14 protein-coding genes and 2 pseudogenes are annotated in these 12,896 nt (G+C 69.3%); 10 read left to right on the top strand and 6 right to left on the bottom strand.

Annotation, left to right across the window (positions count from 1 at the left end; translation table 11 throughout):
* Positions 1–49: 49 nt before the first annotated feature.
* Entirely contained in the window at positions 50–1,435 is a 1,386-nt protein-coding gene (locus tag ACGF2V_RS25145) for an alpha/beta hydrolase (protein WP_362709151.1), read from the bottom strand.
* Between the two features lie 145 nt (positions 1,436–1,580).
* Between ACGF2V_RS25145 and ACGF2V_RS25140 the strand changes: the two genes are divergently transcribed.
* The 5 genes and pseudogenes from ACGF2V_RS25140 (at position 1,581) to ACGF2V_RS25120 (ending at position 4,944) form a co-directional block, all read left to right on the top strand.
* Positions 1,581–2,852, top strand: a complete 1,272-nt coding sequence (locus ACGF2V_RS25140; RefSeq protein WP_362623825.1) for an APC family permease — start codon at positions 1,581–1,583, stop codon at positions 2,850–2,852.
* Positions 2,853–3,027: 175 nt separating this feature from the next.
* Complete coding sequence (locus ACGF2V_RS25135) at positions 3,028–3,525, top strand: DUF2975 domain-containing protein (RefSeq protein WP_362709154.1); 498 nt, start codon at positions 3,028–3,030, stop codon at positions 3,523–3,525.
* The gene (locus tag ACGF2V_RS25130) at positions 3,525–3,752 is read left to right on the top strand and encodes a helix-turn-helix transcriptional regulator (RefSeq protein WP_362623819.1); all 228 of its coding nucleotides are present in this window, start codon (positions 3,525–3,527) and stop codon (positions 3,750–3,752) included. The genes ACGF2V_RS25135 and ACGF2V_RS25130 overlap by 1 nt, the downstream gene beginning before the upstream one ends.
* Before the next feature lie 207 nt (positions 3,753–3,959).
* A pseudogene (locus tag ACGF2V_RS25125) lies at positions 3,960–4,301 on the top strand (TetR/AcrR family transcriptional regulator); the annotation flags it as partial.
* Positions 4,302–4,452: 151 nt separating this feature from the next.
* The gene (locus ACGF2V_RS25120; protein ID WP_362623816.1) at positions 4,453–4,944 is read left to right on the top strand and encodes a GNAT family N-acetyltransferase; all 492 of its coding nucleotides are present in this window, start codon (positions 4,453–4,455) and stop codon (positions 4,942–4,944) included.
* 219 nt (positions 4,945–5,163) lie between these two features.
* Here ACGF2V_RS25120 and cpt read toward each other — a convergent pair whose 3' ends face one another.
* Positions 5,164–5,685, bottom strand: a complete 522-nt coding sequence (cpt, locus tag ACGF2V_RS25115) for a chloramphenicol phosphotransferase CPT (protein WP_392913120.1) — start codon at positions 5,683–5,685, stop codon at positions 5,164–5,166.
* A gap of 428 nt (positions 5,686–6,113) precedes the next feature.
* Here cpt and ACGF2V_RS25110 point away from each other — a divergent pair, with 428 nt between their 5' ends.
* A complete protein-coding gene (locus tag ACGF2V_RS25110; protein ID WP_362709159.1) occupies positions 6,114–6,473 on the top strand; it encodes a hypothetical protein in 360 nt (119 codons plus the stop codon).
* Positions 6,474–6,651: 178 nt separating this feature from the next.
* Here ACGF2V_RS25110 and ACGF2V_RS25105 read toward each other — a convergent pair whose 3' ends face one another.
* Positions 6,652–7,017, bottom strand: a complete 366-nt coding sequence (locus ACGF2V_RS25105) for a VOC family protein (RefSeq protein WP_362709161.1) — start codon at positions 7,015–7,017, stop codon at positions 6,652–6,654.
* 168 nt (positions 7,018–7,185) lie between these two features.
* Between ACGF2V_RS25105 and ACGF2V_RS25100 the strand changes: the two genes are divergently transcribed.
* From ACGF2V_RS25100 to ACGF2V_RS25085, 4 genes are all read left to right on the top strand, one after another.
* Positions 7,186–7,761 carry a WYL domain-containing protein gene (locus ACGF2V_RS25100; protein WP_362709252.1) on the top strand — a complete coding sequence of 192 codons (576 nt, stop codon included), beginning with the start codon at positions 7,186–7,188 and terminating at the stop codon, positions 7,759–7,761.
* A 399-nt stretch (positions 7,762–8,160) separates the two neighbouring features.
* Entirely contained in the window at positions 8,161–8,271 is a 111-nt protein-coding gene (locus tag ACGF2V_RS25095) for an SDR family oxidoreductase (RefSeq protein ID WP_362623808.1), read from the top strand.
* 208 nt (positions 8,272–8,479) lie between these two features.
* Positions 8,480–9,073 (top strand): helix-turn-helix domain-containing protein, encoded by a 594-nt coding sequence (locus ACGF2V_RS25090; protein ID WP_362623806.1) that lies wholly within the window; start codon positions 8,480–8,482, stop codon positions 9,071–9,073.
* A gap of 33 nt (positions 9,074–9,106) precedes the next feature.
* A complete protein-coding gene (locus ACGF2V_RS25085) occupies positions 9,107–10,387 on the top strand; it encodes an MFS transporter (protein ID WP_362623803.1) in 1,281 nt (426 codons plus the stop codon).
* Between the two features lie 455 nt (positions 10,388–10,842).
* Here ACGF2V_RS25085 and ACGF2V_RS25080 read toward each other — a convergent pair.
* The 3 genes and pseudogenes from ACGF2V_RS25080 to ACGF2V_RS25070 form a co-directional block, all read right to left on the bottom strand.
* Positions 10,843–10,926 (bottom strand): annotated as a pseudogene (locus ACGF2V_RS25080) (MerR family DNA-binding transcriptional regulator); the annotation flags it as partial.
* 239 nt (positions 10,927–11,165) lie between these two features.
* Positions 11,166–11,789 carry a hypothetical protein gene (locus ACGF2V_RS25075; RefSeq protein ID WP_362623802.1) on the bottom strand — a complete coding sequence of 208 codons (624 nt, stop codon included), beginning with the start codon at positions 11,787–11,789 and terminating at the stop codon, positions 11,166–11,168.
* Positions 11,786–12,712: an AAA family ATPase gene (locus tag ACGF2V_RS25070; protein ID WP_362709164.1), complete on the bottom strand. Its 927-nt coding sequence runs from the start codon at positions 12,710–12,712 to the stop codon at positions 11,786–11,788. The genes ACGF2V_RS25075 and ACGF2V_RS25070 overlap by 4 nt, the downstream gene beginning before the upstream one ends.
* Between the last annotated feature and the right edge of the window lie 184 nt (positions 12,713–12,896).

The raw sequence follows: 12,896 nt of genomic DNA, 5'->3' as shown, positions 1-12,896 counted from the left end.
GCGGCGACACCTGCCCCCGCACGAGAACCAGCGGGGGAAGCGATGACGGTCAGGGCCCGGTACGGGCTGCGCTGCACGGCATCGGCACCGCATCGGCACGGCTCCAGTGGGAACCGGATGATGTCGGCGGCATGCCTCGTTCCTGCTGCGCATGAATGTTGGCCGCTACGAAGCGACGAGGACGCGGGCAACGCATGGAGTCGAGGAATCGGCGGATTGCAACCGCTGACTCCTTCGGCCTCCGCAGATGAACCCAGTGGTCGGCGTGCAGTTCGACCAGGGTGGTGCCGTGGCGTCGAGATGCCATCGCGCGGGCCTGTGCAGTGGGCAGCACGGTGCTGGCCGTGCCGTGCAGGAGCAGCGCTGGGCAGTGGGAGCCCAGCCATTGGTGCCAGTGGTCGCCGAGGACGCGGGTGTCGGAGTCGACCATGTCCGCAGGGTGACAGCCGAGCCGCCACCCGTCATGGTGCGGCCGCAGTCCGTTTTCCAGCAAGGGCGTCAACGAACCGCAGGCGGCGAGGAGTTCCTCGCGCGTGGGGGCGGAGTACGGAAGGGCGAGCAGAACGGACAGCGGGGCGGGGTCCACGACTGGCAGGTGCACGGGCCCGTCGATGTTGATCAGGGCGCTTACAGCGTCAGGTCGGGTCGCGGCCAGGTAGTAGCCGTTGATGGCACCGAGGGAGTGCCCGACGACGGGCAGGGGAAGCTGATGGTCAAGGCCCAGATGAGTGAACAGGAGACTCAGATCGTCGAGGTATCCGTCCCGGTCGTACCGCTTCGCCCGGTCGGAGTCACCGTGCCCGCGCTGATCCAGTGCGACCACCCGCCACCCGTCGGGGCTCAAGGCGCGGGCGAGCTCTGCGAAGTCGGCGCCTTCGCCAAGGTGCCCGTGCAACCCGAGCAAGGGCCGCCCCCCGGCCGGCCCGAAGTCGAGGTAGGAGAGGCGTCGCCCGTCGGGGGTGGCGAGGTATGCGCGTACGGGTTGACCTGGGGCTGGTTCGGTGGGCATGGCGTCACCGTAGAGAACGCTCACGCAGGCATGCCACAGCATCGTCAGTTCGGAGACAGCTTCTGACCACACCCGGCCGAAGGCCCCGACACCACCGGCGGAGGGGTGCGAGCAAGCACCGCTCACACCCCCTCGAGGCCGGCTCCGCCACCATCCCCCGCGCGAGGCTCGCACCGTGCTCAGCATCGACCCGGTGGCAGTGGCGTCCGACGGTGACCTGCCGGCCCGCCCGGACGGCGAAGCCGTCAGCGCGAGGTCGACCAGCCCCAGGACCGGGCAGATCGCCGCGAGCCCCCACAGCAGCACCATCAGCAGCCCGGTGGCACCCGTGCCGCGCCCGGCGTCCGTGGTGAGGTGGCCCGGCAGATACGTCGGCTTCGTGACGAAGCCGAACGGACCGGCGACGGCGTTGCCCGAGATGGACATGGGGACGACGAATACGGCGAGCAGGACGGCGGCGAACGGAAGCAGCGACGGCGCACGCGGGCGTGGGCGCCTTCCCGAAGCTCCTCTATCGTCTGCCGATATCGGAACCCATGACCCCTGTGGCCGACCGCCGAGGAGCGCGCCCGTGAACAAGCCATCGACCACCGGTGTCCCGGACGAACTGCAGCGGCGGCTCGGCGTGACCGACGCCGTGGTGATCGGCCTGGGGTCGATGATCGGTGCGGGAATCTTCGCCGCCCTCGCCCCGGCAGCACAGGCGGCCGGCTCCGGCCTGCTGCTCGGCCTGGCCCTGGCCGCCGTGGTCGCCTACTGCAACGCGACGTCCTCCGCGAGGCTGGCCGCCCGTTACCCGGCCTCGGGCGGCACCTATGTGTACGGTCGCGAGCGCCTCGGCGACTTCTGGGGCTACCTGGCGGGATGGGGCTTCGTAGTCGGCAAGACCGCCTCCTGCGCGGCGATGGCGCTCACGGTCGGTTCGTACGTGTGGCCCGGGCAGGCGCACGCGGTCTCGGTGGCCGCCGTGGTGGTGCTGACGGCCGTGAACTACGCGGGTGTGCGGAAATCCGCGCTCCTGACCCGCGCGATCGTCGCGGTGGTCCTGGCGGTGCTCGCGGCCGTGGTGGTCGCCGCGCTCACCTCCGGCGCGACGGACGCCGCGCGACTGGACATCGGCTCCGACGCCACCGTCGGCGGGGTGCTCCAGGCGGCGGGCCTGCTCTTTTTCGCGTTCGCCGGCTACGCCCGTATCGCCACCCTCGGGGAGGAGGTCCGCGACCCCGCACGCACCATCCCCCGGGCGATCCCGCTCGCGCTCGGCATCACCCTGGTCGTGTACGCCGTCGTCGCCGTCGCCGTCCTGACGACGCTCGGCCCGGAGCAACTGGCCGAGGCGACGGCTCCGTTGTCGGACGCCGCGCGGGCCGCGGGCGCCGACCGGCTCATCCCCGTCGTACGCGTCGGCGCCGCCGTCGCCGCGCTCGGCTCCCTGCTCGCCCTCATCCTCGGCGTCTCCCGTACGACCCTGGCCATGGCCCGGGACCGTCACCTGCCCCACGCCCTGGCCGCCGTCCACCCCCGCTTCAAGGTGCCCCACCGCTCCGAACTCCTCGTCGGCGCCGTGGTGGCGGTGGTCGCCGCGACAGCCGACGTGCGCGGGGCGATCGGGTTCTCCTCCTTCGGCGTGCTCGTCTACTACGCCATCGCCAACGCCTCCGCCTGGACCCTCGCCCCCGACGCGGGCCGCCCCCGCCGGCTGATCCCCGCCGTCGGGCTGGCAGGCTGCCTGACCCTGGCCCTCGCCCTTCCGTCGGCCTCGGTCGTCTCCGGCGCCGCGGTGCTCGCGGCCGGTGCGCTCGTCTACGCCGCACGCCGCTCGATGGCGGCACGCAAGCCGTGACCCGTAGGCCACCACACCGCCGTGGGCCGTGAGCACACGCACGAAGCGCCGGTACGGGGCGGGCACGAAACCGCCGATGCTCCGGCCGTGCGTACCGCAACCCCGCCGCTGTACACACGGCCGGCGTCACACGCGATCGATTGACTTTCGATCGACATCTATCGAGAATCGATACATGAATCGCCTCTTCATAGTCATGCTCCGGGCCGGTATCGCCGCAGCGATCGTGGTGGGTCTCTTCGGTCAGATCGTGGTCATCCCGACCACGGCAGCCGACGAGGTCGACCGTTTTCCCCCCTACGCCCCGTTCGCCGCGCCCTACGTGACGGTGGCGATCGTCGGCATCGCCTGCGTCCAAGTCGCGCTCGTCGCCATATGGATGCTGCTCACCATGGTCCGACGGGACGCGATCTTCACACCGTTGGCCTTCCGATGGGTCGATGTCATCATCGGCTCCTCGGCCGTGGCGACACTGCTGGCGATCGGGGTAGCCGGCCACCTGGCCCTGACCGACGTCCCCTCCCCCAACGGCAACATGGGCGCCGTCAGCGCCCTGGCCGCCGCGATCGTGGCCGTCGGCGTCGGAGCGTCGTTCGCGATGCTGGTCGTCATCATGCGCGGTCTCCTGCGCAAGGCGACGGACCTGCAGACCGAGATCGCCGAGGTGATCTGATGGCGATCATCGTCGACCTCGACCTCCAACTCGCCAAACGCAACCTGTCGGTCGGCGAGTTCGCCGCCGCCGTCGGCATCACGCCGGCCAACATCGCCGTGCTGAAGAACGGTCGCGCGAAGGCCGTACGGTTCACGACGCTCGACGCGATCTGCCGCACACTCGACTGCCAGCCCGGTGACGTGCTGCGCTGGGTGCCCGACGACGAACACCCTGACGTCGACTGAGAGCGGCGGGCGGCCGGTCAGCCGCGGACGGTGTCGGTGGTGCGGTCTTCGGCCCCGGCGATGGCATGGCCCATATCGGCAAGCATCGTGGCGAACTGCACCGGTATCACCGTGGCCGACCGGACGCGCAGGGGCGTCGGGGGTCAGGTGGTGGCGAGCCACGGGACGGCCGGTGACCTGGGTGACGATCGCGTCCCCAGTGGCAAAGGGCCTCCGCCACTGGGGCCCGCCACGCCGCCGCTTCAGCGCGTACCGGCCCTGCTCGATGCCGGGCTGTTCTTCAAGCGCGACAACCCCATCTCGCGCTCGCCCTGGAAGGAAACGGCGCGGACAGCCCCTACCGGACCGAGTACTACGAGCGGTGGCACGCGCTGCTCCGGGACCTTCTGGAGCGCGTCCCGGGCCCGGCCGACAGTGGCTTCACCGCTCACGCCGCTTGCCGCCACCCGGGCCGACCTCGTCGCATACCCGGCCGGCGAGAAGGGGGTGCCACGCGGAGAACTGCGCGAACGGCTGGCGGACTTCACCGCCGGAATCCTCGGCTCCCGCACTCACCGGGGGCGGCCGAGGAACAAGCCGAGGAACAAACGGAATCGGCCACGGAATCGGCCACGGAATCGGCCACGGAATCGGCCACGGAATCGGCTGACGAACAACGACCCGGAGTCGTTGTCAGTGCCGGGTGCCAGACTCGCCGAGTATGACGAACGATGTGCGGTTGAGGGACGTCGAAAAGGCCGATCTGGAGTTTTTCTTCGGGTACGAACACGACGCGGAGGCCGTCCGGCGATCGAAGTTCGCTCCCCGGGACCGGGAGAAGTTCATGACCCATTGGGCCACGAAGGTCCTCGGGGACCCGACCGTCTTCGTGCAGACCGTCACCGTGGATGGCGAGACGGCGGGCAATGTCGTCGCCTGGTGGGATCGGCACCGACGCTTCATCGGGTACTGGTTCGGACGGGGCTACTGGGGCCGGGGCATCGGCACCCGGGCACTGACGCTCTTTCTGGAGCGGGAGCGGACGCGCCCGCTCCACGCCGATCCCTTCGTCGGGAACACCGGCTCGGTACGACTTCTGGAGAAGCACGGCTTCCAGCACACGGAGACCGTACGGTACGGCGAGCACGAACACGCGATGCTCATACTCCACGAGGACAGCGGTGCGAAGCCCGGGTCCGCGGGCGAGGCGTGAACGCCTGGAGACGGCGACATGTCGCCGTCCGAGCCGCCTCACGGGCGCAGGGCCCGGAAGACGGCTCGGAAAGCTCGCAAGACGGCCCGGAGCCTTCCTTCCGCCCCGCAGGCCCGACGCGGACTCGGCCGCGTGATCGGGAGGCTGACGGTCACCGACGACGGCCGGGTCGAGTGCGAAAACCTGCTTGCCGCCGACGGTGAGCCGCCGAGACCGTGATCAGACGACCTGGGCGGCGATGGTCCGCGCGCACTCCAGGGATTCGGCGCGCGTGGTGTCCACCTCCAGGTCGTAGAGCACGTCCCGGTGGACCACCTCCGCCTGCGACACGGCCATACCGGAGAGCCGGTCTCCGCGGGCGATCTCGCGGCCTGCGGCGACCGCGCTCTCGCACCTGACGCCGACCCACAACACCTCCAGTCCGCCGAGAGCCTTCCGCCACCGCTGCTGGGACTCCGCCCCGCCGAGAAAGACATCGTCGACGATGATCCGGGCGCCCGCACGAGCCATCGCTGCGAGCCCCTCCATCCATGCCGCTTCCAGCACCCGGAACTCCGCTCCGATGCTCACGCCGCCGTCCGCGGTGAAGTCGATGCCGGACTCCGATGCCTGCATGGAGGCGGGCATCGTCTCGATCAAGGTGTCGACCCCGACAGCGAGCCATGGATCCGGCAGGGTGGACTGCAGACACCGAGCGATCCCGGATTTGCCCGAACTGGATCCGCCGTTCAATACGATCACCTGAGTTTTCACCACGTCACAGTAGAGGCGTTTCCGTACGGCGTCGAAGCCGATTTCCGCACGCCGACGCCGAGTACCGCGGAACGGAGCCCGGGTCCGCCGGCCCTCGGATCCCGCGTTCTCCGGCCCGAGGTAATCGCAAGCCAGGTATTCATGAGCCCGAGACACTCGCAAGCCAGGTACTCGCAAGCCAAGTACTCGCAGGCCAGGTACTCACGAGTCCGAGACATTCGCGCACCGGTTCCGCTGCCGTGTACTCGCTCATGTTGCCGGTTCCCGGAATACTGCGGGGCGTATTCCCTGCCCAATCCGGCAGGCGCATGGGCCCGGCCGAAAGCTCATCCTGGTGGGGGAACCACAGCGACGGGTCTTCCGGCTGCGGCGTTCGGAGTTGCTCGTGTGGTGGAGGGGCGGAGGTTCGCGACGTGATGGCGTTGTTCGAGGCGGCCATGGACGTATTCATGATGGCTATGGGCCTGGGATGCGTGTGGCTGGGATGTTCGGCCACGCACCGGCGCCACCAATATCCGGAGCTGGCTCGGGGGCCCGTCTGGACCACTCGCACCTGGGGGCTCGGCTTTGTGCTGCTGGGGGCGTCACTGGCCGTCGCGTCGGTGGGCCGGTTCACCGGCGAGGTGTGGAGCTGGCCGTCGGCCGTGATGCGCTGGGTCGCCGGGCCGTTGGTGATCGGCTCGATCCTGGCCTCGATGGTGTTCCGGCGGCGGGGACGCCGAAACAACCAGGCGGTGGAAGCTGTGCAATCGGCGGACGAAGCACGCCGGGCTTGAATCGGCGTGCTCCTGATGTGGGACGACGCTCTTGGCCTCGGCCTGCTCGGCCCAACTCCGTCCGCTCGGCCCACTCCGTCCGCTCGGCCGGCCCGCGCGGGTTCCCGCCGGTCCACTGGTCTGCCGGTCCGGCCGACCCGTCCGGCCCACCGCACGACCGGCCGTACGATCCGCCCGGTCAGTCCACCGGGGATACGCGGATGAGGTTGCCATCGGGATCGGTGACGACGAAGGTACGGCCGAAGACCTCGTCGTGCGGTTCCTCGACGACCGTCACGCCCTTGGCGAGCCACCGCTCGTGGACCTCGTCGACCGCGGCAGCGGCGCCCGGGACCATGAGTCCGACCTCGGACGTACGCGGGGTCGCGGACGTCACGGTCTCGCTACGCCCGCTCCACAACGCGAACAGCACCCCGGGCGCGACCTCGAACGGCACGTAGCGCGGTGTCGTGACGACCGGTTCCATCTCGAACAGGTCGCTGTAGAAGCGCGTGGCTCGTTCGACGTCGGTCACATAGATCAGGAACAGGTTGGGGTTCGCCACAGTGTTGCTTCTCCTTCGTCCTGGACGGTCGCCCGCGTCGGGGCGGGCCACCGTGTCCGCCGTGTCCGCCGTGTCCGCCACACTGGCACGTAAACATGACACTTCACGTCATGTTTACGTGGAGGTGGTCCCATGAGTGGCCCCCATGAGCCGAGGTGATCCCATGACCTGCGTCGTGGACGGCGCCTGCGCGTCCGGTACCGGCGCAGCGGCGCCCGGCACCACCGGCCGATCGTCGTCGATCCCTACGGAGTGCTCCTGCGCGCCGGCCGGTGGTACCTCCTAGCCGATACGGACGGCGAACCACGCATGTACGCGCTCAGCCGCCTCGCGGACTGGGAGGTACTGGACGAACCCCGCAGGCTGCGCGCAAACACCACGCTCACCGAGCTGGCCGGAACACTCGGTGCGAGCCTGGAGGGCGCGCAGGACCTCGTCGTGACCGTGCGGCTGGACGCGGACCATCTCGACATCGCCAAACGAATCCTCGGTAAGCGCCTGCTGAGCACGGGGTCGGCCGACGCCGGCGCCAATGGTGATGCCGATGCCAGTGCCAGTGCCGATGCCGATGCCGATGCCGAGGGCAGTTCAGCGACCATTTCGAGGTCTTGGGCCCGCCCTCGGCGCGGGAACTCATCGAACGCCTCGCCGAGGCGATCGCACACCGCCATCGCGCCCCGAGCCCTTGACGGTCACACAACGGGCCCTGCGGTCGCCGGGCTCTCGGGACCGGTGAGCGTCTGACGGCCACCTTGCCTTCGCCGGGATATCGAAGGAGGTAGAGGCGGGTTTGGTGATACGGGCTTGCACTCATGCTTGAGGAAGTGTTTGCGTCGATGCTTGTCTCCATGTTTGCGTCCACGTTTGTTCCCATGTTTGTTCCCATGTTTGCCTATCCATCCTTGTGCCCATGCTTGTGTCCATGCTTGTGCCCATGCTTGTGTCCACGCTTGTGTCCACGCTTGATGTAAGGCTTGGATCTGCGTCTGAGTACACAGGGCCGTCGGCGTACCGGGGGCGTCGGTGAATCCGCATCAACGCGCTCGTTGTGGGCGGCATGCACACCGAGATGATGGACGAGGTCGTCTCCGCCAACCCGGAACCGGAAGACACGAGGTCGTCGTACGGGCCGCGCAGAAGCGCATGACAGACCCGGCGGAGGTGGCCCAGGCGGCGGCGTGGCGCTGCAGCGACCGCTCGTCCTTCGTCACCGGCACGGCGATGCCGGTCGACGGCGGCTGCACCGGTTCCTGAGCCGCCGTCGGTGGACAGCCGTGCGGAACAACGGAACGCAGGTCGGGGGCAGTCGGCGCGGCACAGGACAGCACCCGAAGCGAGCGGGGCGCGTGAAGCGAGCGGGGCGCGTGAAGCGAGCGGGGCAGCTGAAGCTCTATGACGACCTTGAAGAAGCAACTCTGAAGGAATTATTGCGAAGTTCTCGCTTCACATCTACGGTGAGGGCATGTCACCTGAGCGCAAGCCTGAGCAGATCATCGAACTGTCGCGGTTGAGGACGTTCATGAATCCCCTGCGGATGCAGCTCTACCGGGTGCTGTACGCAGCGGGCACCGCGACCGCCTCCCAGCTCGCCGAGCATGTCGACCAGACTCCGTCGCTGGTCAGTTATCACCTGCGCAAGCTGGCCGAGCACGGATTCGTGACCGAGGCGAACGGTCAGGGGGCCGACGGACGTGAACGGTGGTGGCAGGTGGCGTCCGAGGAAGGCTGGGGCTTCCGCGACTCGGACTTCCTGGACACCCCCGAGGGAGCCGCCGCCGTCGGCGCGGTGACTCGCGGCATCTTCGACACCCGGGTCGCCCAGTACCGCACGTATCTGGACCAGAAGTCCGCCTGGGGCAAGGAGTGGACCGACGCCGCGTTCAACTCCGAGTGGCTGCTCGACCTGACTCCGGCCGAACTCACCGAGATGAGCGAGGAGTTCGACGCTCTGGCACGGCGCTGGCGAGAGCGCGGCAAGGCCGCCGGAGCGGACGGCGACGGCGAGGGCCGCGAGCACGTGTCCGTACACCTCTACGGCTTCCCCTTCCGGCCCTGACACCTCCGCACCCCCGACTCCCTGGAGCCCGCCATGACCACCGCCGGGACGGACCTGCCCAGACGCGTCACCACCCCGGCCCACCGCGACGGGAACGTGCTGCGCTGGCTCACCGCGCACACCGTCTCCCTCGTCGGCGACAGCGTGTACTTCGTCGCCCTCGGCTGGTCCGCCCAGAAGGCCGCCGGACCTGCCGAAGTGGGCCTCGTCATGACCGCCGGAGCGCTGCCGCGGGCGTTGCTCATGCTCGGCGGGGGCGTGGTGGCCGACCGGTTCGACCCCCGCCGGGTCATGCTCGGCAGCGACGCGCTGCGCTGCCTCCTCATCCTGGCGGTGGCCGCCGGTATCGCGCTGACCGCACCCGCCTTGTGGATCCTGGTCGCGGTGGCGCTCGTCTTCGGCGCCGTGGACGCGCTGTTCGTACCCGCGATCGGGGCCCTCCCGCCGCGGATCACCGACCCCGACCAACTGGCCCGTGTCGCCGGCATGCGCTCGCTGTCGATGCGCCTCAGCCAGATCGCGGGCCCGCCGCTCGGCGGTCTGGCCATGGGGCTCGGAGGCGCGGCAGCCGCCTTCACCGTCGCCGGGCTGCTCTTCGCCCTGTCCCTGCCGCTCCTGTTGACGATACGGATACGGCCCCTCGCGCAGTGCGAGGCGGAACAGCCGGAACGCCGCAACACCGCGCTCAAGGACCTGCTCGACGGCCTGCGCTACATCCGCCGCCATCGCCTCATCGGCCCGCTCGTCGCCGCCGGTGCCATCTACGAGCTCGGCCTCACCGGCACCCTCAATGTCGGCCTGGTGCTCCTCAACGCCGAGCGGGGCTGGGGTCCTTCCGGCTACGGCTGGATCGTCAGCGGCTTCGGTGCGGGGGCGGCGGTCAGCGCCGCGCTGCTCGCCGTTGTCGGCTGGCTGCCCAGGGCCGGTCTCCTGCTCGCCGGAACGCTGTTCGTCGGCTGCGCGGGATCGGCCGGCATCGCGCTCGTGCCCACCCTTTGGATCGCGGTGGTACTGGCCGTGCTGATCGGGCTGAACGCGGGTGTCTTCGGCAGTCTGGGCAGCACCCTCATGCAGACCGCCGCGGACCCGGCCTACCTCGGCCGGGTCACCTCCGTCTTCATGCTCACCATGGTCGGGCTCGCACCTCTCAGCTATCCGGTGGTCGGCGCAGCCATCGGTGCCTGGGGCCCCGGCCCGGTGTTCGTCGGCTGCGGCGCCTTCGCCAGCCTGGGCGTGGTCGTCGTCCTGTCCTCCGCCGCGGTCCGGCACGCTGAACTGCCGCGGCGGCGGGCGGGCGCGAGCACCTCGTCGTAGGAAGCCATGACGCGTTCCCGTCCATCACCCGAGGGAGCCGGGCATCGGCCCCGGGGCCGAGTACCATCCCTGCACGCCCCGTGCCCCCGCCTCTCCCCGCACCCCGTGCCCGCCTCTGCCCCGCGGGGCGGGGAAGACCGACAGCCGTGAAGGCGCCGCCCTCGCGCTGTTCGCACCAGCGTTCCTCGGCCCCTTCGACCCACGGGCTGCCCGTCCTCGCCGAAGATCTCGACCTGTTCCTCCGGAGTCAGCCGCATCCGGCGTGTGCGAGACCTCCAGCATGCGGTCGACCGCGCGAACCACCTTCTGCAGATGCGCGATGGGCTCCATGAACTGCGTCCGCTGTCGACGCAGGTGGTGGCGCGCGTCGACGGCCGGGTCGTCGAGGTCCGGCCGATCCAGGCGAACGGGAACCCGAGCTCACGGTAGACGAGGACCCGGTGGATCCGGGCGACATCGTCGCCCGAGTACACCCGGTACCCGACCCAGGTGCGCTCGCTCGGACGCATGAGGCCGATCGCGTCCCAGTGACGCAGCATCTTCATACTGACCCCGACGAGCGCGGCCCGCTCGGCCGGCGGTGAGTCCGCCGGCGGCAAGTCCATGGGGCCGATCGGTTCGGCGCTCTCCCCCGTGAAGGCCGGTTCGCGCCCGGGAGCGTCACTCGTCATCGGCTCGGTCTCGCTCACCGCGCCGGGCCTCCGAGCGCCGCCCCCTGCGTCACCCCCTCATCGCTCCATCTTCGCCGAACCTCACGCACCCCGGCCTGCGCCGAACCTCACACGTCCCGGCGTCCCGGCAGGTACTGGTCGAGGACGATCGCGAGGAACTTCGTGTGATCCGGGAGACCCGACTCACCGACGAGCCCGTTGATGATTCCGCGCTGCGCCTTGGTCGGCTTGTACTGCAACTGAACGGGGCCGAGGCCACGCAGATCCGTGTCGTCAGGCTTCACCGCGAACAGCTTCGACTGGAACTTGGGTGCCCTGCGCGCGTCCTCGACCACCTGCGCGACCCCCTTCTCCACGGCCGCCTCGACGGCGAGCAGAACGATCTGCGTGTGGGTGAGGTCGGTCTGCTTGCGGTACTTGCGAAACCGATTCGCGACGTTCGTGGAGACGTAGAAGCCGACCGGCTTGGCCGTGTCCGCGTCGTCGACCGCGGCGGGCTCCTCGACAACCTCCCGCGAGGGTTGCGGAATCACCGACACCGGACGCGCCGGCTCCACGATCGGAGTGGGCTGGACAGGGGCGACGGTCGGCTGCACCGCCGGAGCGCTCGCCCAGCCCGCCAGCGCACTGGCGGGCGCCCCTCCCCCGCTGAACAGATTGCCGACGCCTTCGTCGGACATGTTCTGCTCGTCATCCTCGTCCACGCGCTTCTTGCCCTTCGGCGGTGTCATGCCGCAGTTTCCTTCCTCAGCTCAAGAGCCCGAGCGAACATTTCTTCGGTAAAGCCTTCATAGTCGGCGGCCAGGCCCATGACGGTCTCCGGAATGCTCCGGTCGCCACCCGCCCGCCGTTCGGCCAGCTCCGACACGAGCAGACCGCGCTTGCGCACGAGCCGTGCCACCGACTCGGTATGGCCGATGAGGTGCTTGAACATATGGGCTTCCTGCCCGAGCACCTTCTGAACCTGCCGTCGTACGTCGGCATGGATCCCGGTGTACGTACGCCCCGTATCGAACAGCAGTACGCCGAGCAGCGCGATGTGCGGGTTGATCTGGCTGACGAACTTGACGTACGAGAATTCCAGGCCGATCTGGGCAAGCCCGTCCTCGGCGCCGCCGTCGCTCTTGACCGGGATGATGAGCCATCGCGCGGCCGACAGGGCGAGCCGCTGCAGCGACGGGTTCTCGGGAGGCGTGTCGAGAACGATGATCTGATACCTGTGCGCGATGGGCAGCAGGCACATCAGCAGCCGCAGATACGCGTGCGGGCCCTCTTTGGCGAGAAGCGTGTGAAAGAAGATGCCGAACTCGTCGCCGAGCGCCGGTCCGCCCATGACCACGTCAAGGTTCTCGCGCACGTTCTCACGCGGGTTCAGCGGCGTACCCGTCCGGAGGGATTCGAGCAGCCCCGCTCCCCCGTCGTTCCACTCGGCCTTCTTGTAGCCGAGTTCACGCGCGATGTTGCCCTGGGCATTGCAGTCGATGATGAGCGTCCGCAGTCCGCTGCGCGCTGCCTTGCCGGCGGCGTTGGCGGAGACGGAGGACTTGCCGACGCCGCCCTTGCCGTTGCCGAACATGAAGATGTGCGACAGCGAGGCCCAGGGGATCGCCGGCAGCTGGGCGCGGATGTCAGGTGCTGCGAAGGGACTGGACATGGGTCCTCTCACTCTGGTTCAGGCCCGGAAAGAGGGCGCTGTATGCCCGATTTGAACTGTTATGCATGGTCGAAACTTCGCTCAGAACGATCCTGCGCTCCAAACCGCTCCATGACGGTGCGAGGTAGGGCCCGAAGGCAGGGATCTGTCCGCGATAAGCCCCCTGGCGCCCCCGTCCCGCCAG

The organism is Streptomyces sp. NPDC047982, from assembly GCF_043204165.1.
Classification (GTDB): domain Bacteria; phylum Actinomycetota; class Actinomycetes; order Streptomycetales; family Streptomycetaceae; genus Streptomyces.
The sequence above is the reverse complement of the archived record's forward strand: the minus strand, read 5'-3'. Positions and strand labels throughout refer to the sequence as shown.

Excerpts from the sequence above, each read along its gene's own strand:
- ACGF2V_RS25070 (WP_362709164.1), bottom strand. The coding sequence starts at position 12,712 with ATGTCCAGTCCCTTCGCAGCACCTGACATCCGCGCCCAGCTGCCGGCG.
- ACGF2V_RS25095 (WP_362623808.1), top strand. The coding sequence starts at position 8,161 with ATGACAGACCCGGCGGAGGTGGCCCAGGCGGCGGCGTGGCGCTGCAGC.
- ACGF2V_RS25075 (WP_362623802.1), bottom strand. The coding sequence starts at position 11,789 with ATGACACCGCCGAAGGGCAAGAAGCGCGTGGACGAGGATGACGAGCAG.
- ACGF2V_RS25135 (WP_362709154.1), top strand. The coding sequence starts at position 3,028 with ATGAATCGCCTCTTCATAGTCATGCTCCGGGCCGGTATCGCCGCAGCG.
- ACGF2V_RS25085 (WP_362623803.1), top strand. The coding sequence starts at position 9,107 with ATGACCACCGCCGGGACGGACCTGCCCAGACGCGTCACCACCCCGGCC.
- ACGF2V_RS25090 (WP_362623806.1), top strand. The coding sequence starts at position 8,480 with ATGTCACCTGAGCGCAAGCCTGAGCAGATCATCGAACTGTCGCGGTTG.
- ACGF2V_RS25145 (WP_362709151.1), bottom strand. The coding sequence starts at position 1,435 with ATGTCCATCTCGGGCAACGCCGTCGCCGGTCCGTTCGGCTTCGTCACG.
- ACGF2V_RS25130 (WP_362623819.1), top strand. The coding sequence starts at position 3,525 with ATGGCGATCATCGTCGACCTCGACCTCCAACTCGCCAAACGCAACCTG.
- ACGF2V_RS25120 (WP_362623816.1), top strand. The coding sequence starts at position 4,453 with ATGACGAACGATGTGCGGTTGAGGGACGTCGAAAAGGCCGATCTGGAG.
- ACGF2V_RS25110 (WP_362709159.1), top strand. The coding sequence starts at position 6,114 with ATGGCGTTGTTCGAGGCGGCCATGGACGTATTCATGATGGCTATGGGC.